Genomic DNA, 16,728 nt, shown 5'->3' with positions numbered 1-16,728 from the left:
TCCCTGCTTGAGATGAGCTGCGATCTTGGGCGTGCGGGCACTCCCGGTCTTGAACAATCACGCCAGATTCAGCGCCTGGCGTTCATCGCCAGCTGCATCGCCAGCACGCTGCCGAGCACGACCAGCAGGCCCAGCAGGGACAGGCCGCCCATGGCCTGGTCCAGCAGCAGCCAGCCCAGCAGCACGGCGGTCAGCGGGCTCAGCAGACCCAGCGAGGACACGGCCACCGGCGACAGCCGGGCGATGCCGCGGAACCACAGCGCATAGGCGAGCAGGGCGCCGGCCAGGGACAGATAGGCGTAGCCGAGGACTTGGCCCGTGCCCAGTGCGGGCAGCGGCGCATCGACGCTCCAGGCCAGCGGCAGCAGCATCAGCCCGGCGATCAGCAGCTGCCAGCCGGTCAGGGCCAGCACCGGCATGCCGGTCTGCCAGCGCCGGGCCAGATAGGTGCCGGCGGCCATGCTGATGGCGCCGGCCAGCGCCGCCGCCACGCCGACCGGGTCCCAGACGGCGCCCGGCGACAGCAGCAGCGCGGCCATGCCCAGCACGCCGGTGACGCCGGCGCCTATCGCCAGCGAGGGCGGCCGGCGCCGGTCCACCGCCCAGCTCATGGCTATCACCAGCAGGGGCTGGATGGCGCCGACCACGGCGGCCAGCCCGCCGGGCAGGCGGTAGGCGGCGATGAAGAGCATGGCCTGGAAAAAGCCCAGGTTCAGCGCCGCCAGCACCAGCAGGCGGCCCCAGTCGCCGCGCGCCGGCAGATGCCGGGCATAGAGCACCAGCAGCAGCCCGGCCGGCAGCGAGCGTATCAGCGCCGCCGTGAAGGGCCGGTCGGGCGGCAGCAGCTCGGTCGTGACGATATAGGTGCTGCCCCAGATGACGGGCGCCAGCGCCGTCAGCCAGGCGTCGGCTCCGGCGGATTGTTGCGACGCATTGCCCATTTAATACCTCTACATCAAGATAAATAACTGTAGCATTAATCTTGATATAGAGATAAATACCCCGGGCCGAGCACGGCCTACACTGGGCGCCGTGAACACCAAATTCCTTGAAACCCTGGTGGTGCTGGCCCGGGTCGGCAGCTTCCGCGAGACCGCCCAGGTGATGAACACCACGCAGGCAGCGATCTCGCAGCGCATCGCCGCGCTGGAGGACGAGCTGGGCGCCGAGCTGGTGGACCGCAGCGCACGCCGGCTGGGCCTGACCCAGGTCGGCGAGCAGGTGCTGCGCCAGGCCGAGCGCATGCTGGCGCTGGAGCGCGAGCTCAAGCTCTCGACCCGACCCGATGCGCCGGCGGCCGGCCGGGTCCGCATCGGCGCGATCGAGTCGGTGGTGCACACCTGGCTGTCGCCGCTGATACGCCAGCTGGCCGAGCGCTATCCGCAGATCAACCCGGACATCACGGTCGATACCGCGCGCCATCTGCAGGACCAGTTCCGCCTGCGCAAGCTGGACCTGATGATCCAGAACGACCCCTTTGCCGAGGCCATAGGCACGCTGGACTACCGGGTCACGCCGCTGTGCGAGTTTCCGCTGCGCTGGGTCGCCAGGCCCGAGCTGCTGCCGGCCAGCGGGCGGCTGACGATGGAGGATCTGGAGCGGGTGCCGCTGCTGACCTTCTCGAAGACATCGAGCCCGCAGGCCCATGTGCGCGCGCTCTTCGTCGACCGCGACATTGAGCCGCGGGTCTGCAGCTTCCCCTCGGTCGAGTCCATCATCCAGCTGGCCGGCGACGGCTATGGCATCGCGGCGATCCCGCCGGTGTTTGTGCGCGCGCAGCTGGAGCGGGGTTCGCTATGGCAGTGCGAGGGGCCGCCGCTGCCCTCGATGGCGATCAGCGTGATCACCGAAGGCCGGGTCAGCACGGCGGTGCGCGAGACCGTCGGCCTGGTGCGCGAGGTGGTGGCGGGGTTTTGCGAGCGGGTCGGGGCCGACTGGGTGCGGCCACTGGGGCCGGATCAGGGCTGAACGGGGGCTCCCGGTGCGTGCAGCGCGACGCCATCGGTCGTCAGCGCGGCGCGGATATGGCGCGCGAACTCCAGCGCGCCGGCTTGGTCGCCGTGCAGGCATAGCGTGTCGGCGCGCACCGGCACGACTTTGCCGCTCAGCGCGGTGACGCTGCCGGCCAGCATCTGGCGCACCTGGGCCAGCGATTGCTCAGGGTCTTCGATCATCGCGCCGGGCAGGCCGCGCGGCGACAGCGAGCCGTCGTCCTGGTAGCTGCGGTCGGCGAAGACCTCGTTGGCCGCGCGCAGGCCCAGGGCTTCGGCGGCCTTGATCATCTCGCTGCCGGCCAGGCCGAAGAAGACCAGGCCGGGATCGAAGTCGCGCACCGCCTGCGCGATCGCGTCGGAGAGCTGGCGGTCCTTGACCGCCATGTTGTAGAGCGCGCCATGCGGCTTCACATGGTTCAGGCGGCCGCCGGCGGCGCGGGCAAAGCCGGCCAGCGCGCCGATCTGGTAGAGCACCATCGCATAGGCCTCGGCCGGCGAGATCTTCATCTCGCGGCGGCCGAAACCCTGCAGATCGGGCAGGCCCGGATGGGCGCCGACCGCGACGCCCTTGGCGACCGCCGCGCCGACAATGCGGCGCATCGTGCCCGGGTCGCCGGCATGGAAGCCGCAGGCGATATTGGCCGAAGTCACATGGTCGAGGATGGCGATGTCGTCGCCCATGGTGTAGGCGCCGAAGCCTTCGCCCATATCGCAGTTGAGATCCAGGCGGTTCAGGTCCAGGGTCTTGCTCGTCATGAGGCGGCTCCCAGTGCAGCGGCGAATTGCTGCTCACGTTGCAGATACAGGGTCTGCGCGGTCTCCAGCGAGACCGGCACGAAGCGCAGCGCCTGCTGCGGCGCCAGCTGTGCCAGCAGCGGCAGGTCCACGCTGATCACATGGCCTATCTTCGGATAACCGCCGGTGCTCTGGCGCTCGGCCATCAGCACGATGGGTTTCCCATCGGGCGGCACCTGGACGCTGCCGAAGTTGACCGCCTCCGAGATCAGCTCGCCGGGCTGGCTGCGCGTCAGCGCCGGGCCCTCGAGCCGGTAGCCCATGCGGTCGGACTGCGGGCTGATGCGGTAGCTGGCCTCGGCGAACAGCGCCTGCGCCTCGGGTGTGAAGCCGGCCCAGTGCTCGCCGAGCACGACACGCAGCGGTGTGATCTCGGCGCTGGGCAGCGTGCTTTCTACGGGCAAGTCCGGCGGCGCGCCGGCCGGCTTGAAGTCGGCCGCCTGCAGCTGATCGCCCTTGCGCAGCGCCCGACCCAGATGGCCGCCGAAGCCGCCGCGCACAAAGGTGCTGCGGCTGCCCATCAGCGCTGCCACGGAGAAGCCGCCGCGCACCGCCAGATAGCTGCGCAGGCCGTTGATGCGCTGGCCGAAGGCCAGCACGGCGCCGGCCGGCACGTCGATGCGCTCGTTCAGCGCCACTGGCTGGCCGTCCAGCGTGGCCGACAGATCGGCGCCGCAGATCGCGATCTGGGTCGTGGCCGCGAAGCGCAGGCTGGGCCCCATCAGCACGATCTCCAGCGTGGCCTCGTCGCGCGCATTGCCCACCAGCAGATTGGCCCGTCGGTGCGACACCTCGTCCATCGCGCCGCAGACCGGCACGCCCAGGTGCTGATAGCCGTAGCGGCCCAGGTCCTGCAGCTGCGATTGCGCGCCCGGCTTGATGACTTCGATAGCGATGCTCATTGCCGCGCCTCCAGCATGGCCTCATAGGTGTTGGCGTCGATGCGCACGAAGCGGATCGCATCGCTTGGGCCCAGCAGGCAGGGCGGCTCGGCGCCGGCCTCGAACAGGCGCACCGGCGTGCGGCCCAGGATGTTCCAGCCACCGGGGGTTTCCAGCGGGTAGATGCAGGTCTGCTCGCGTGCGATGGCCACCGAACCGGGCGGGATATGGGTGCGCGGCGTCGTGCGGCGCGGCATCGCGAGCTGCGGGTTCAGGCCGCCGATGAAGGGAAAGCCCGGCGCGAAGCCCAGCATATAGACACGGTGGGCCGACTCCAGATGCAGCGCGATCACGCGCTCGCTGCTCAGGCCGCAGCGCTGCGCCACGTCCTCCAGATCGGGCCCGTAGTCGCCGCCATAGCAGACCGGGATCTCGATCACGCGCGCTGCGGTCTGCTGGGCGTCGAGCGGCTGGGCCAGCCGCTCCAGCAGCAGGGCCTTCAGCGTTGCGAACGGGGTCGGTCCGAAACACTCGGGGCGGTAGTGCAGGGCCACGGTGCTGAAGGCCGGCACGATGTCGCGCAGGCCCTCGATCGGCTGGGCGCGCAGGCGCTGCACGAAGGCATGCACCCGGGTGCTGGTCTCGGGGTCCACGGTCGTGCCGAGCCCCACCAGCAGGCAGCGGTCGCCGACCGCGTCGATTCGAAATACTTCGTTCATGACCGACTCAACCCATCGCTCGCGGCAGCACCATCACGATGTCCGGGAACACCGTGATCAGCACCGTCGCCAGCACCAGCAGCAGGAAGAAGGGGAAGGCCATGCGCGCCAGGGTGAAAAGGCCCTTGCCGGTGATGCCCTGGATCACGAACAGATTGAAGCCCACCGGCGGCGTGATCTGGGCCATCTCGACCACCAGGATCAGGTAGATGCCGAACCACAGCGGGTCGATGCCGGCGGCCTGCACCGCGGGCAGGAGCACGGCCGTGGTCAGCACGACGATGGAGATGCCGTCGAGGAAGCAGCCCAGCAGGATGAAGAACAGCGTCAGCACGGTCAGCAGTCCATAGGCCGACAGATTCATCGAAGCGATCCACTGCGCGACATTGGCCGGCAGACCGGTGAAGCTCATCGCGCTGGTCAGGTAGGCCGCGCCCAGCAGGATGAAGGTGATCATGCAGGAGGTGCGCGCCGCGCCCATCAGGCTGGCGACGAAGGCGCCGCGGCCCAGCGAGCCGCCCAGGCCGGCGATGATCAGCGAGCCAATCACGCCGATGGTGGCGGCCTCGGTGGCGGTGGCGATGCCGGCATAGATCGAGCCGATCACGCCGGCGATCAGCAGCACCACCGGGAGCAGCAGGCGCAGGCGCTTGAAGCGCTCGGCCCAGCCGACGCGCTCCTCGTCGCGCGGCACCTTGGCCGGGTTGCGCAGCGACCAGATCGCGATATAGCCCGAGAACAGCAGCATCATCATCAGGCCGGGCAGGATGCCGGCGGTGAACAGCTTGACGATGGAGACCTGGGCCGCGACGCCGTAGACGATCATCACGATGGACGGCGGGATCAAGAGGCCCAGCGTGCCGGCGCCGGCCAGCGAGCCGATGCTGATGCTCTCGTCATAGCCGCGCGCCTTCAGCTCGGGCAGCGAGATCTTGCCGATGGTGGCGGCGGTGGCCGCCGAGCTGCCGCTGACCGCCGCGAAGATGCCGCAGCCCAGCACGTTGACATGCACCAGCCGGCCCGGCAGGCCGTTGACCCAGGGCCCCAGGCCCGAGAACATGTCCTCGGCCAGACGGGTGCGGTAGAGGATTTCTCCCATCCAGATGAACAGCGGCAGCGCGGTCAGCGACCAGCTGGCTGTCGAGCCCCAGGCGGTGGTGGCGAAGATCACGCCGGCCGGCGCGTCGGTGAACAGCAGCAGGCCCACCAGGCCGCAACCGATCAGGGCCAGCGCCACCCAGACGCCCAGGCCCAGCAAGAGGAAGAGCAGGGCCATCAGGACGCCCGCTTGTGCAAGATCGCTCATCGGAGGTGTCCTTTTCTATTCGGTGCGGGCGGTCTCGCCGTCCGGCGCATCGCTCAGCGGCCGGCCGCGCAGGCCGCGCCAGAGGCGGTCGATCAGCATCAGGGCCAGCAGCAGCATGCCGATGGCCATGGCCAGCTGCGGGATCCACAGCGGCACCCGCAACATGCCCTGTGCGACCTCCTCGTACTGCCAGGAGCCGTGCACGAACTGCAGTGTGTGCCAGGCGGCCCAGACCGCCAGCGCCACACCCAGCGCCGAGGCCAGCAACTCGTAGCCGCGCTCCCAGCGCTTGGGCAGGAACTGCAGCACCAGCGTGACGCGGATGTGGTCGCCATGACGCATCGCATAGGGCAGGGCCAGGAAGGCCGAGGCCGCCATGGCCCAGGCGGCGAAATCATCGGCGGCCGGAACCTGATGGCCCAGCAGGCGCGCGACGATTTGCGCGGCGATCACCAGCGCGATGGCGGCCAGCGCGACGGCCGAGGCCGCCCCGGAGGCCTTGGAGAGACGGTCAAGGACGGCCATGGTGTTCGCTTACTTCTTGTTGAAGGCGTCGAGCACCTTGGCGCCGTCCGGGCCGGCCTTCTTGGTCCACTCCTCGGCCATCGTTGCGCCGACCTTGTTCAGCTCGGCGGCGATGGCTGCCGGCACCGGCTGCACCGTGATGCCCTTGGCGGCCAGGGTCTGGGTCAGCTTGGCGGTCAGCTCGCGGGCCTGGGCCCAGCCGCGCGCCTCGGCCTTGGCACCGGCGGCCATCACGGCCTGGCGCTGCGCCTCGGGCAGGGCCATCAGCGAACGCTTGTTGGCGATGACGATGGCCTGCGGGATGAAGGCCTGGGCATCGTAGTAGTGCTTCACATAGTCCCAGGCCTGGGTGTCCACGCCGGTGGCGGGCGAGGTGATCATCATGTCGATCACGCCGGTCGAGAAGGCCTGCGGCACCTCGGCGGTCTGTATCGTCGTGGGCACCGCGCCCATCAGCGTGACCATGCGGCTGGTCGAGGCGCTGTAGGCGCGAAAGCGCGCGCCCTTGAAGTCGCCGATCGCGGCCACCGGCTTCTTGGTGTAGATGCCTTGGGGCGGCCATGGCGAGCCGTAGACCAGCACCAGGCCCTGCTTGTCCAGGCGGGCGGCGATCTGCTCGCGGGCGGCCTTCCAGAGCTTCTCGGAGGCGTCGAAGGAGCTGGCCAGGAAGGGCACGCTGTCGATCTCGAACATCGCGTCCTCGTTGCCCAGCGCCGACATCAGCACCTCGCCGATCGGCACGATGCCTTGCTGCACGCCGCGCTTCACCTCGGGGCGCTTCAGCAGCACGCTATTGCTCTGCACCTTGAACTCCAGCTGGCCGGCGGTGGCCGCCTTCACGTCCTCGGCGAACTGGCGCACATTGACGGTCAGGTAGTTGGCGTCGGGCTGTTCGGCCGACATATTCCAGGTGGCGGCCTGGGCGGTGCTGGAGAGCAGGACGGCGGCGGTGGCGCTGAGCAACAGGCGTTTCATCTCGGGCTTCCTTGTGTGGAATGGGGTAGTGGCGCGAATGTCTACCAATCCGGCACCGAGGTCGACCGAGAAATCTTTATGGGCCGTGGCTAGATTTGCTGATGGCTGGTGTTAACCCTTGGTCTGCAGACCCCGGCGCAGCTGCACAGCCTCGGCCATATGGGCCGGCGTGATGGCGGCGCTGCCGGCCAGATCGGCAATCGTGCGCGCGACCCGCAGCACCCGGTGGTAGCCGCGGCCCGACCAGCCCAGCCGGGTGGCGGCTTTCTGCAGCAGGGCACCGGCGGCCGGTTCGGCCTGGGCATGAGCCTCCAGCAGGGCGGGGCTCAGCAGCGCATTGCAGCAGCCCTGGCGGGCCAGGGCCAGCTCGCGGGCGGCCGCGACGCGGGCGGCGACCACGGCCGAGGGCTCGCCGTCCGGCGCGGCCGCCAGCACCTGGGGCGGCAGCACCGGCACCTCGACCAGCAGGTCGAGCCGGTCCAGAAAGGGGCCGCTGAGCCGGCGCTGGTAGCGCGAGACCTGGTCCGGCGAGCAGCGGCATTCGCCCAGCGGATTGCCCAGCTGGCCGCAGGGGCAGGGGTTCATGGCCGCGACGAGCTGAAAGCGAGCCGGGAACTCGGCATGCCGGGCGGCACGGGCGATCAGGATGCGGCCGTTCTCCATCGGCTCGCGCAAGGCCTCCAGCGCGGCCCGGGGGTACTCGGGCAGCTCATCGAGAAAGAGCACGCCGTGCTGGGCCAGCGTGATCTCGCCCGGCCTCGGCGGCGAGCCGCCACCGACCAGGGCCACGCTGGAGGCGCTGTGATGCGGCGCACGCAGCACGCGCCGCCCCCACAGGGCCGGCTCGAACTGGCCGGCCAGGCTCAGCACCGCGGCCGACTCCAGCGCCTGCTCCTCGTCCAGCGGCGGCAAGAGGCCCAGCAGGCGCTGGGCCAGCATCGATTTGCCGGTGCCCGGCGGGCCGATCAGCAGGAGGTTCAGCGCGCCGGCGGCGGCGATCTCCAGCGCCCGCTTCGGGCCGGCCTGGCCCTTGATATCGCGCAGATCGGGGGCCACATCCGGGGCCAGCGAGACGGTGGCGGGGCGGGCGCGCTGCAGCGCCGCCCCCTCGCCGCCCGGGCTCAGCGCGGCCACCAGGTCCAGCAGATGGGCGGCGCCGAACACCGCCACGCCGCCGACCAGGGCTGCCTCGGCGGCGTTCGCCTCGGGCAGCACCAGATCGCGGGCCAGGCCCGACTGGCGCAGCGCCAGGCTCATCGCCAGCGCGCCGCGCACCGGCCGCAGCTCGCCGGCCAGCGACAGTTCGCCGGCGCACTCCAATGCGGCCAGGCGCTCGCCATCAATCTGCTCGCTGGCGGCCAGGATGCCCAGCGCGATCGGCAGATCGAAGCGGCCGCCCTCCTTGGGCAGGTCGGCCGGGGCCAGGTTGACCGTGATGCGGCGGTTGTGCGGGAAGCTCAGGCCGCTGTTGAGCAGCGCGGCGCGCACCCGCTCGCGCGACTCCTTGACCTCGGTCTCGGCCAGGCCCACCAGCGTGAACATCGGCAGCCCATTGGCCAGATGCACCTCGACGCTGACCGGCGCGGCGGCCAGCCCGTCCAGCGCCCGGCTGTGTACGACGGCCAGAGACATAGCCTCCTCCCCGGGACCGGTGCGTACCGATCCTGGGTGGATTCTGCACGTTTGCCGCGCCGGGCGGGCCGCTGTCGGCGCACCAAGGGAGTGCCTGCACCAAGTGCGGGCATCGAGCGCGGCCATCCTCTTTTGGTGCATCGCTGCCCGATCCGGGCCTCTTTCCCGGTTTCGCCTGGGGCGCCGAGCCTGGCACGGAAGCTGCAATCCCCGGATCGAACCTGCTTCCTCCCCATCCAAACAGCTAGGAGTCCCGCATGAAGTTGATTCTTGCCACGCTTGCCGCCGCCATGACCCTTGGTGCGCTGCCGGCCCAGGCCCAGGACGCATCGGTCGCCTTCAACGCGAGCCTGACCAGCGACTACCGCTACCGCGGCATCTCGCAGACCCGGCTGAAGCCGGCCCTGCAAGGCGGGCTGGACTATGCGCACCCGAGCGGCTTCTATGTGGGCGCCTGGGGCTCGACGATCAAATGGGTCAAGGACGTTGGCGGCGACGCCAAGGTCGAGGTCGACCTCTACGGCGGCTACAAGACCGAGATCAGCAAGGGCGTCACTCTCGATGTCGGCCTGCTGACCTATATCTACCCGAGCAACAAACTGCCGACCAGCGCCAACACCACCGAGATCTATGGCGCGCTGAGCTACGGCCCGTTCACGGCCAAGTATTCGCATGCGGTCACCGACACCTTCGGCAACCCTGACAGCAAGAACAGCTGGTATGCCGATCTGTCGGCCAGCTTCGAGGTGATGGACGGCTGGATGCTGGCGCCCCATGTCGGCTACCAGCGCATCGACGGCCCCTTGCGCGGCCAGGCCTCCTACACCGACTATTCGCTGGCGCTGTCCAAGGACTTCAGCGGCCTGGTGCCCAGCATCGCGCTGGTCGGCACCGACGCTGACAAGGGCTTCTACACCGTCAAGGACAAGTTCCTGGGCAAGAACGCGGTCGTGGTCAGCGTCAAGTACAACTTCTGAAACCGTGTGAGGAGAACGCAATGAAACTGATCACCGCCATCATCAAGCCCTTCAAGCTTGACGAAGTGCGCGAGGCGCTGAGCGCCATCGGCGTGCAGGGGCTGACCGTCACCGAGGTCAAGGGCTTCGGCCGCCAGAAGGGCCACACCGAGCTGTATCGCGGCGCCGAGTACGTCGTCGACTTCCTGCCCAAGGTCAAGGTCGAGGCGGCGGTCGACGATGCGGTGGTCGAGCAGGTCATCGAGGCCATCGAGGCTTCGGCCCGCACTGGCAAGATCGGCGACGGCAAGATCTTTGTCTCGCCGCTGGACCAGGTGGTGCGCATCCGCACCGGCGAGACCGGGGCCGACGCGCTCTGAGCTTCACCGATCACAAGACTAGACAGACAAATCCCCGGAGATTCTTCATGAAGAAACTACTTGCCAGCCTGGCGCTGGCTGCGGCGGTGTTCGCCCCTGCAGCCTGGGCCCAAGACGCGGCTGCTTCCGCGCCCGCCCTCGCCGAGGCCGCCTCGGCGGTCGTCGCAGCGGCCTCCGAAGCGGTGGCCGCCGTGGCCGCCCCGGCGGCCGACGCCGCCTCCGCAGCCGCCGCTGCTCCCGCCCCCGTGCCCAACAAGGGCGACACCGCCTGGATGATGGTCTGCACCCTGCTCGTCATTATGATGACGGTGCCGGGCCTGGCGCTGTTCTACGGCGGCCTGGTGCGCAGCAAGAACATGCTGTCGGTGCTGATGCAGGTGATGGTCACCTTCTCGATGATCGTCGTGCTGTGGGTCATCTACGGCTACAGCCTGGCCTTCACCGAGGGCAATGCCTTCATCGGCGGCTTTGATCGCCTCTTCATGAAGGGCATCTGGGACAACACGGCCGGCACCTTTGCCAACGCGGCCACCTTCAGCAAGGGCGTCTACATCCCCGAGATCGTGTTCGCCGCCTTCCAGGCCACCTTTGCCGGCATCACCGCCTGCCTGATCGTCGGCGCCTTCGCCGAGCGCATCAAGTTCGGCGCCGTGCTGCTGTTCATGGCGATCTGGTTCACCTTCAGCTATCTGCCGATGGCGCATATGGTCTGGTTCTGGATGGGCCCGGATGCCTATGCCTCGGCCGAGGTGGCCGCCGAGATGACCGGCAAGGCCGGCCTGATCTGGCAATGGGGCGCGCTGGACTTCGCCGGCGGCACCGTGGTGCACATCAATGCGGCCGTGGCCGGCCTGGTCGGTGCCTATATGGTCGGCAAACGCGTCGGCTACGGCAAGGAATCGTTCACCCCGCACAGCCTGACCCTGACCATGGTCGGCGCCTCGCTGCTGTGGGTGGGCTGGTTCGGTTTCAACGCCGGTTCCGCACTGGAAGCCAATGGCTTCGCCGCGCTGGGCTTCATCAACACGCTGGCTGCCACCGCTGCCGCCGTGCTGGCTTGGTGCATCGGTGAGGCGCTGCTGAAGGGCAAGGCCTCGATGCTGGGCGCAGCCTCCGGCGCGGTGGCCGGCCTGGTGGCCATCACCCCGGCGGCCGGCAATGTCGGCATCGGCGGCGGCATCGTGATCGGCTTCATCGCCGGCTTCGCCTGCCTGTGGGGCGTGTCGGGCCTGAAGAAGATGCTGGGTGCGGATGACTCGCTCGACGTGTTCGGCGTCCACGGCGTCGGCGGCATCGTCGGCGCGCTGCTGACCGGCGTGTTCAACTCGCCCAACCTCGGCGGCCCTAGCGCCGTCGGCGACTGGGTCACGGTGGCCATGGTGGCACCGGATGCCTACTCGATCGCCAGCCAGGTCTGGATCCAGCTCAAGGGCGTGCTGCTGACCATCGTCTGGTCGGGTGTGGTCTCGGTGATCGCCTTCAAGATCGTCGACCTGGTGATCGGTCTGCGCGTGCCGGAAGAAGCCGAACGCGAAGGCCTGGACATCACCTCGCACGGCGAGACGGCGTACCACAAGTAAGTCACAGGACGGGCTTCCCGTCTCTGCAAGAAGCCGCCCTCGGGCGGCTTCTTTGCTTTGGCGGCCCGGGTGCAGGGCCTCAATGCCGCAGCAGCTCCTCGACCAGCTCGCTCAGCCGGCCGGGGCTGAAGGGCTTGGCCAGAAAGGCGTCGGCGCCGGCGTCCAGTGCCGCGCGCCGCTCGTGCGGGGCGGCGCTGGCGCTCAGTACCACGATACGGATCTCGGCCAGGGTCGGGTCTTGCCTGATCTGCTTGCAGACATCGAGGCCGCTGATCTCGCCGGGCATCACCACATCGATCAGCATCAGGTCGGGTCGCATCGCCTGCACGATCTGCAGCGCCAGCGCCCCGTTGGCAGCCTCGTGCAGGCGGTGGCCGCTGTCTTCCAGCGCCCAGCGGATCAGGCGGCGGATGTCGGCCTGGTCCTCGACGATCAGAATTCTCGCGTTCATGGCTTCAGTTCCATTCGTTCGATCCGGTAGCCGCGCTGCGCCAGCAGGGCCGGCAGGCCTCGCGGGCCCGTCATGTGCAGCGCACCGACGGCGGCAAAAAGCTGGCGGCCCTCGGCGTGCAGCGCTGCTATGCGCGCGGCCAGCGCCGGATTGCGGCCTTCGATCAGGCGCCGCAGGAAGGCGCGGTCGGCCGGCGTGTCGGCGCAGTCGCACCAGCGTTCGTAGTCGGCCAGTGTCTGCAGATCGCCCTGTTCCCAGGCCCGCACCAGGCGCCTGAGCATGGGCCGGACCTTGCCCTGCTCCAGCTGTTCGAGAGTGTCGGCGGTCAGGCGGCGCGCTTCCCTGGCATCGGCGGGCAGCAGCGCGTCGAGCTGCTGGCGCACGGTTTCCAGCGAGACGATGGCCAGGCCGCGCGAGCGCGCCTCGCCCGACAGCAGCGCCTCCTGCCCATAGCCCGCCTCCAGCCCTTCCCAGCGGGCCTCCAGCATGGTCAGCGTGACGGCCTGCATCAGCGGGTGCAGCGTGGCCAGCGCGCCCTCAGGCAGGCAGGCCGCCGCGATCCGCCCGGCCAGGCGCTGGCGCAGCGCGGCGTCCAGGCTCAGCGGGCGGCTCAGGCCGGCGGCCAGCTGGCGCTGGATGGCCGGGTCGGCGGGGTCGAGTTCGAGCGCCAGCGTGTCGCTGTCCTGCAGCGCGGCGCGCAGCTGCGGACCGGGTTGGGCCCAGTCCGGCCGGCCCAGATGGATGCTGCCGAACAGCCAGGCGCTGCGCCCGTCCTTGCTGATGCGCCACAGCAGGCCGCGGTCGCGCTCGGGACCCGGCTGTGTCTGGGCGGCGGGGGGCGGCGGGCAGGCCGGGTCGGCCAGCGTGGCCCGGGCCGGGACCAGCAGGAGCAGCAGGCTGAGCAGCAGAGGACGCATCATGGTCCGCACTCTACCCTTGAGGCCGGCCGAATCGCCCCCATGTCTTGCTCCTAGAATTGCTTTGCCCCCTCTTCCCCAGACCCCTTGCGGGTCACCGACAGGCACGACCCATGGTCCCCCATCTGATCACCGCACTGAACGGCCCCATCAACGAGCTGGAGCAGCGCATCCTGGAGTCGATGCCGGCCATCGAGCGCTGGTTCCGGCTCGAGTGGATGGAGCACACGCCGCCGTTCTACAGCTCGGTCGATGTACGCAATGCCGGCTTCAAGCTGGCCCCGGTCGACACCAATCTCTTCCCCGGCGGCTTCAACAACCTGACCCCCGAGATGCTGCCGCTGGCGGTGCAGGCGGCGATGGCGGCGATCGAGAAGATCTGTCCCGAGGCCAAGAACCTGCTGCTGGTGCCCGAGGCCAATATCCGCAACACCTTCTACCTGGCCAATGTTGCGACCCTGGTGCGCATCTTCACCCAGGCCGGCCTGAATGTGCGCCTGGGCAGCCTGGACGAGGACATCAAGCAGCCCACCGAGCTGAACCTGGCCGACGGCAGCAGCCTGACCCTGGAGCCGCTGCTGCGTACCCGGGGCCGCCTCGGCCTGAAGGACTTCGATCCCTGCACCATCCTGCTGAACAACGATCTGTCGGCCGGTGTGCCCGGCGTGCTCGAAGGCCTGCACGAGCAGTATCTGCTGCCGCCGCTGCATGCCGGCTGGGCGCTGCGCCGCAAGCACAACCATCTGCGCGCCTATGAGGAGGTGGCGAAGAAGTTCGCCAAGCTGCTGGGCATGGATCCCTGGCTGATCAATCCGATGTTCGCCCGCTTTGATGCGTCCGCCGCCAGCCCGGCCCAGGATCTTGAGGCCCTGCAGACCCAGGCCGATGCGCTGCTGGGCAAGGTGCGCCGCAAGTACAAGGAATACGGCATCCCGGAAAAGCCCTTCGTGATCATCAAGCCCGATGCCAGCACCTATGGCGCCGGGCTGCTGACGGTGCGCGACGCCAAGGACCTGGCGGCGCTGGAGCGCCTGCCCGGCAGCGTCATCAAGGATGGCCAGGAAGTCAGCGCACTGATCATCCAGGAGGGCGTGCCCACCCACGAGCGTGTCAATGAGGCGGTGGCCGAGCCGGTGGTCTATATGATGGACCGCTATGTGGTCGGCGGCTTCTACCGCGTCCATGCCGAGCGCGGCTTCGACGAGAACCTGAACGCGCCGGGCTCGCGCTTCGTGCCGCTGGCCTTCGCCGAGTCCTCGCAGCTGCCGCGCCCCGGTGCCAAGCCCGGCGCCAGCGCGCCGAACCGCTTCTATATGTACGGCGTGATCGCCCGCCTGGCGATGCTGGCGGCCAGCTATGAGCTGGAGGTCACCGATCCGGATGCCGAGGTCTACGAGTAAGCGCCGGGCAGCGGCGGCGTCAAGCTCGGCGTCCCCCCGATATCCGGATTGACGCACCGCACAATGGCGGGCGCACAATAGCGCTTTTGGCAATCTGCGGCCTGCCGCAGCCCCTTTGTGAGTTCATCCACCGCGACCCGCAGCCCCTTGGCCCAAGCGGGCCTGACTCTCGGCGCCCTGGGCGTCGTCTATGGCGACATCGGCACCAGCCCGCTGTATGCGCTCAAAGAGGTGTTCCACGGCGGCCATGTGCCGCTGACCCACGACAATATCCTGGGCGTGCTCTCGCTGCTGTTCTGGACCATGACGGTCGTGGTCTCGCTGAAGTACGTGCTGCTGATACTGCGTGCCGACAACAACGGCGAGGGGGGGCTGATCGCGATGCTGGCGCTGGCCACCAATGCGGTCAATGACAAGCCCAGGCTGCGCCGCCGCCTGATGCTGGTGGGCCTGTTCGGCACCGCGATCTTCTATGGCGATGCGGTGATCACGCCGGCGATGACGGTGCTCAGCGCGGTCGAGGGCATCGATGTCTACGCGCCGCAGTTCCACGATGCCATCGTGCCGGTGGCCCTGCTGGTGCTGGCCGGCCTGTTCGCGGTGCAGCGCTTCGGCACCGGTGGCATCGGCCGCGCCTTCGGGCCGGTGATGCTGTGCTGGTTCGTCAGCTTGGCGCTGCTGGGCCTGCCCAAGGTGCTGGACAACCCCCATGTGCTGCAGGCGCTGAACCCGGCCTGGGCCCTGGCTTTCTGCCTGGAGTACCGCTGGGTGGCCTTCGTCGCGCTGGGCGCGGTGGTGCTGGTGGTGACCGGCGGCGAGGCGCTCTATGCCGACCTCGGGCATTTCGGCAAGAAGCCGATCCGCTACGCCTGGTACGCCGTCGTGATGCCGGCGCTGGTGATCAACTACTTCGGCCAGGGCGCGCTGCTGCTGCAGCAACCCGAGGCGATCAAGAACCCCTTCTTCCTGCTGGCCCCGGTGTGGGCCGAGATCCCGCTGTTCCTGCTGTCCGCCGTGGCGGCCAGCGTGGCCTCGCAGGCTTTGATCACCGCGGCCTTCTCGGTCACCAAGCAGGCGGTGCAACTGGGCATCCTGCCGCGCATGCGCATCCTGCACACCTCGGTGCGCGACACTGGCCAGATCTATGTGCCCTTCGTCAACTGGGGGCTGTTCGTCTTCGTCGTGCTGGCGGTGGTGCTGTTCGGCTCCAGCAGCAAGCTGGCCGGCGCCTATGGCGTGGCGGTGACGATAGACATGACCATCACCACGGTGATGACCTTCTTCGTGATCCGCTATGGCTGGCGCTATCCGCTGGCGCTGTGCGTGGCCGCCACCGGTGTGTTCTTCCTGATCGACATCACCTTCCTGGCCTCCAATCTGCTGAAGCTGGCCCATGGCGGCTGGTTCCCGCTGCTGATCGGCATCGGCATGTTCACCCTGATGCTGACCTGGAAGCAGGGCCGGCGCCAGCTCAGCAACAAGCTGCGCGAGGACGCGATCGACCTGAAGAGTTTTCTGGAAGCCGTCTTCATCAACCCGCCGACCCGGGTGTCCGGCACGGCGGTGTTCCTGGCCGCCGAGCAGGGCGTGACGCCCAACGCCCTCTTGCACAACCTCAAGCACAACAAGGTGCTGCACGAGCAGAACCTGTTCGTCAGCGTCAAGCACCATGAGGTGCCCTGGGTCAGCTTCGACAAGCGGGTGCAGGTCGAGAGCCTGGGCAAAGACTGCTGGGCCGTCAGCCTGAACTTCGGCTTCAAGAACGAGCCCGATGTGCCCGAGGCGCTGAAGCTGCTGGAGCAGCGCGGCGTGCATCTGGACGAGATGGAGACCAGCTACTTCCTGTCGCGCGACATCGTGATTCCGACCACCGGTGGCGGCATGGCCCTGTGGCGCGAGAAGCTGTTCGCCAGCATGCACCGCAATGCCGCCGCCGCGGCCGACTTCCTGCACCTGCCGACCAACCGCATCGTCGAGCTGGGCTCCAAGGTCGAGATCTGAGCTTGCACGCCAGCCGCACGGACGGCTGTGGCGTGTTTGCATCAATCTGTTAATGAGAATCGTTATTAAGTAGAATCTGCGCATCGCGAGTTCTGCGGCCATCGGCTGCGAACTCGCCGACAGAGCCAGCCAGCCGCCTTTCTTTCTTTAGCCCGCCGCTCGACCAGCACAAAGTCCCCAACCCAGCCGCAGGCCCGACGCTTCTCGCCTGCCGCT

General features: G+C 68.7%; 16 protein-coding genes. 6 read left to right on the top strand and 10 right to left on the bottom strand.

Annotated elements, in window-relative coordinates; genetic code table 11:
• Positions 1–68: 68 nt before the first annotated feature.
• Positions 69–941, bottom strand: coding sequence for an EamA family transporter (locus ABGI63_RS01080; RefSeq protein WP_349740619.1), 873 nt, complete (start codon positions 939–941; stop codon positions 69–71).
• Positions 942–1,032: 91 nt separating this feature from the next.
• Between ABGI63_RS01080 and ABGI63_RS01075 the strand changes: the two genes are divergently transcribed.
• On the top strand, positions 1,033–1,968 hold the full coding sequence (locus ABGI63_RS01075; protein ID WP_349740618.1) for a LysR family transcriptional regulator: 936 nt from the start codon (positions 1,033–1,035) through the stop codon (positions 1,966–1,968).
• Here the strand turns inward: ABGI63_RS01075 and ABGI63_RS01070 are convergent.
• The 7 genes from ABGI63_RS01070 to ABGI63_RS01040 form a co-directional block, all read right to left on the bottom strand.
• Complete coding sequence (locus ABGI63_RS01070; RefSeq protein WP_432767365.1) at positions 1,959–2,750, bottom strand: LamB/YcsF family protein; 792 nt, start codon at positions 2,748–2,750, stop codon at positions 1,959–1,961. The genes ABGI63_RS01075 and ABGI63_RS01070 overlap by 10 nt on opposite strands.
• A complete protein-coding gene (locus ABGI63_RS01065) occupies positions 2,747–3,691 on the bottom strand; it encodes a 5-oxoprolinase subunit C family protein (protein WP_349740617.1) in 945 nt (314 codons plus the stop codon). The genes ABGI63_RS01070 and ABGI63_RS01065 overlap by 4 nt, the downstream gene beginning before the upstream one ends.
• On the bottom strand, positions 3,688–4,389 hold the full coding sequence (gene pxpB / locus ABGI63_RS01060; protein ID WP_349740616.1) for a 5-oxoprolinase subunit PxpB: 702 nt from the start codon (positions 4,387–4,389) through the stop codon (positions 3,688–3,690). Before pxpB ends, ABGI63_RS01065 begins: the two co-directional genes overlap by 4 nt.
• Before the next feature lie 7 nt (positions 4,390–4,396).
• Entirely contained in the window at positions 4,397–5,695 is a 1,299-nt protein-coding gene (locus tag ABGI63_RS01055) for a TRAP transporter large permease (RefSeq protein ID WP_349740615.1), read from the bottom strand.
• Positions 5,696–5,710: 15 nt separating this feature from the next.
• The gene (locus ABGI63_RS01050) at positions 5,711–6,220 is read right to left on the bottom strand and encodes a TRAP transporter small permease (protein ID WP_349740614.1); all 510 of its coding nucleotides are present in this window, start codon (positions 6,218–6,220) and stop codon (positions 5,711–5,713) included.
• Positions 6,221–6,229: 9 nt separating this feature from the next.
• Positions 6,230–7,195 carry a TRAP transporter substrate-binding protein gene (locus ABGI63_RS01045; protein ID WP_272646212.1) on the bottom strand — a complete coding sequence of 322 codons (966 nt, stop codon included), beginning with the start codon at positions 7,193–7,195 and terminating at the stop codon, positions 6,230–6,232.
• 111 nt (positions 7,196–7,306) lie between these two features.
• Complete coding sequence (locus ABGI63_RS01040; protein WP_349740613.1) at positions 7,307–8,827, bottom strand: YifB family Mg chelatase-like AAA ATPase; 1,521 nt, start codon at positions 8,825–8,827, stop codon at positions 7,307–7,309.
• A 257-nt stretch (positions 8,828–9,084) separates the two neighbouring features.
• Here ABGI63_RS01040 and ABGI63_RS01035 point away from each other — a divergent pair, with 257 nt between their 5' ends.
• The 3 genes from ABGI63_RS01035 to amt are packed head-to-tail and all read left to right on the top strand — an operon-like array spanning position 9,085 to position 11,743.
• The gene (locus tag ABGI63_RS01035) at positions 9,085–9,804 is read left to right on the top strand and encodes a TorF family putative porin (protein ID WP_349740612.1); all 720 of its coding nucleotides are present in this window, start codon (positions 9,085–9,087) and stop codon (positions 9,802–9,804) included.
• A gap of 20 nt (positions 9,805–9,824) precedes the next feature.
• A complete protein-coding gene (locus tag ABGI63_RS01030) occupies positions 9,825–10,163 on the top strand; it encodes a P-II family nitrogen regulator (protein WP_137942742.1) in 339 nt (112 codons plus the stop codon).
• Positions 10,164–10,210: 47 nt separating this feature from the next.
• A complete protein-coding gene (gene amt / locus ABGI63_RS01025; protein WP_349740611.1) occupies positions 10,211–11,743 on the top strand; it encodes an ammonium transporter in 1,533 nt (510 codons plus the stop codon).
• 79 nt (positions 11,744–11,822) lie between these two features.
• Here the strand turns inward: amt and ABGI63_RS01020 are convergent, their stop codons facing one another.
• Together ABGI63_RS01020 and ABGI63_RS01015 are read right to left on the bottom strand one after the other, a co-directional pair.
• The gene (locus ABGI63_RS01020) at positions 11,823–12,194 is read right to left on the bottom strand and encodes a response regulator (protein WP_349740610.1); all 372 of its coding nucleotides are present in this window, start codon (positions 12,192–12,194) and stop codon (positions 11,823–11,825) included.
• Positions 12,191–13,114, bottom strand: a complete 924-nt coding sequence (locus ABGI63_RS01015) for a TraB/GumN family protein (protein WP_349740609.1) — start codon at positions 13,112–13,114, stop codon at positions 12,191–12,193. Before ABGI63_RS01015 ends, ABGI63_RS01020 begins: the two co-directional genes overlap by 4 nt.
• A gap of 110 nt (positions 13,115–13,224) precedes the next feature.
• Between ABGI63_RS01015 and gshA the strand changes: the two genes are divergently transcribed.
• On the top strand, positions 13,225–14,511 hold the full coding sequence (gshA, locus tag ABGI63_RS01010) for a glutamate--cysteine ligase (RefSeq protein WP_137942746.1): 1,287 nt from the start codon (positions 13,225–13,227) through the stop codon (positions 14,509–14,511).
• 117 nt (positions 14,512–14,628) lie between these two features.
• Positions 14,629–16,512: a potassium transporter Kup gene (locus ABGI63_RS01005; RefSeq protein WP_349740608.1), complete on the top strand. Its 1,884-nt coding sequence runs from the start codon at positions 14,629–14,631 to the stop codon at positions 16,510–16,512.
• Positions 16,513–16,728 lie beyond the last annotated feature (216 nt).

The organism is Roseateles cavernae, assembly GCF_040187885.1.
In the GTDB taxonomy this organism is placed as follows: domain Bacteria; phylum Pseudomonadota; class Gammaproteobacteria; order Burkholderiales; family Burkholderiaceae_C; genus Roseateles_E; species Roseateles_E cavernae.
The sequence above is the reverse complement of the archived record's forward strand: the minus strand, read 5'-3'. Positions and strand labels throughout refer to the sequence as shown.

What these genes read in the sequence shown, in the direction of transcription:
- ABGI63_RS01080 (WP_349740619.1), bottom strand. Translation starts at nt 941, where the DNA reads ATGGGCAATGCGTCGCAACAATCCGCCGGAGCCGACGCCTGGCTGACG.
- ABGI63_RS01055 (WP_349740615.1), bottom strand. Translation starts at nt 5,695, where the DNA reads ATGAGCGATCTTGCACAAGCGGGCGTCCTGATGGCCCTGCTCTTCCTC.
- ABGI63_RS01050 (WP_349740614.1), bottom strand. Translation starts at nt 6,220, where the DNA reads ATGGCCGTCCTTGACCGTCTCTCCAAGGCCTCCGGGGCGGCCTCGGCC.
- ABGI63_RS01040 (WP_349740613.1), bottom strand. Translation starts at nt 8,827, where the DNA reads ATGTCTCTGGCCGTCGTACACAGCCGGGCGCTGGACGGGCTGGCCGCC.
- ABGI63_RS01015 (WP_349740609.1), bottom strand. Translation starts at nt 13,114, where the DNA reads ATGATGCGTCCTCTGCTGCTCAGCCTGCTGCTCCTGCTGGTCCCGGCC.
- amt (WP_349740611.1), top strand. Translation starts at nt 10,211, where the DNA reads ATGAAGAAACTACTTGCCAGCCTGGCGCTGGCTGCGGCGGTGTTCGCC.
- ABGI63_RS01045 (WP_272646212.1), bottom strand. Translation starts at nt 7,195, where the DNA reads ATGAAACGCCTGTTGCTCAGCGCCACCGCCGCCGTCCTGCTCTCCAGC.
- ABGI63_RS01030 (WP_137942742.1), top strand. Translation starts at nt 9,825, where the DNA reads ATGAAACTGATCACCGCCATCATCAAGCCCTTCAAGCTTGACGAAGTG.
- ABGI63_RS01070 (WP_432767365.1), bottom strand. Translation starts at nt 2,750, where the DNA reads ATGACGAGCAAGACCCTGGACCTGAACCGCCTGGATCTCAACTGCGAT.
- ABGI63_RS01065 (WP_349740617.1), bottom strand. Translation starts at nt 3,691, where the DNA reads ATGAGCATCGCTATCGAAGTCATCAAGCCGGGCGCGCAATCGCAGCTG.
- ABGI63_RS01035 (WP_349740612.1), top strand. Translation starts at nt 9,085, where the DNA reads ATGAAGTTGATTCTTGCCACGCTTGCCGCCGCCATGACCCTTGGTGCG.
- ABGI63_RS01020 (WP_349740610.1), bottom strand. Translation starts at nt 12,194, where the DNA reads ATGAACGCGAGAATTCTGATCGTCGAGGACCAGGCCGACATCCGCCGC.
- pxpB (WP_349740616.1), bottom strand. Translation starts at nt 4,389, where the DNA reads ATGAACGAAGTATTTCGAATCGACGCGGTCGGCGACCGCTGCCTGCTG.
- gshA (WP_137942746.1), top strand. Translation starts at nt 13,225, where the DNA reads ATGGTCCCCCATCTGATCACCGCACTGAACGGCCCCATCAACGAGCTG.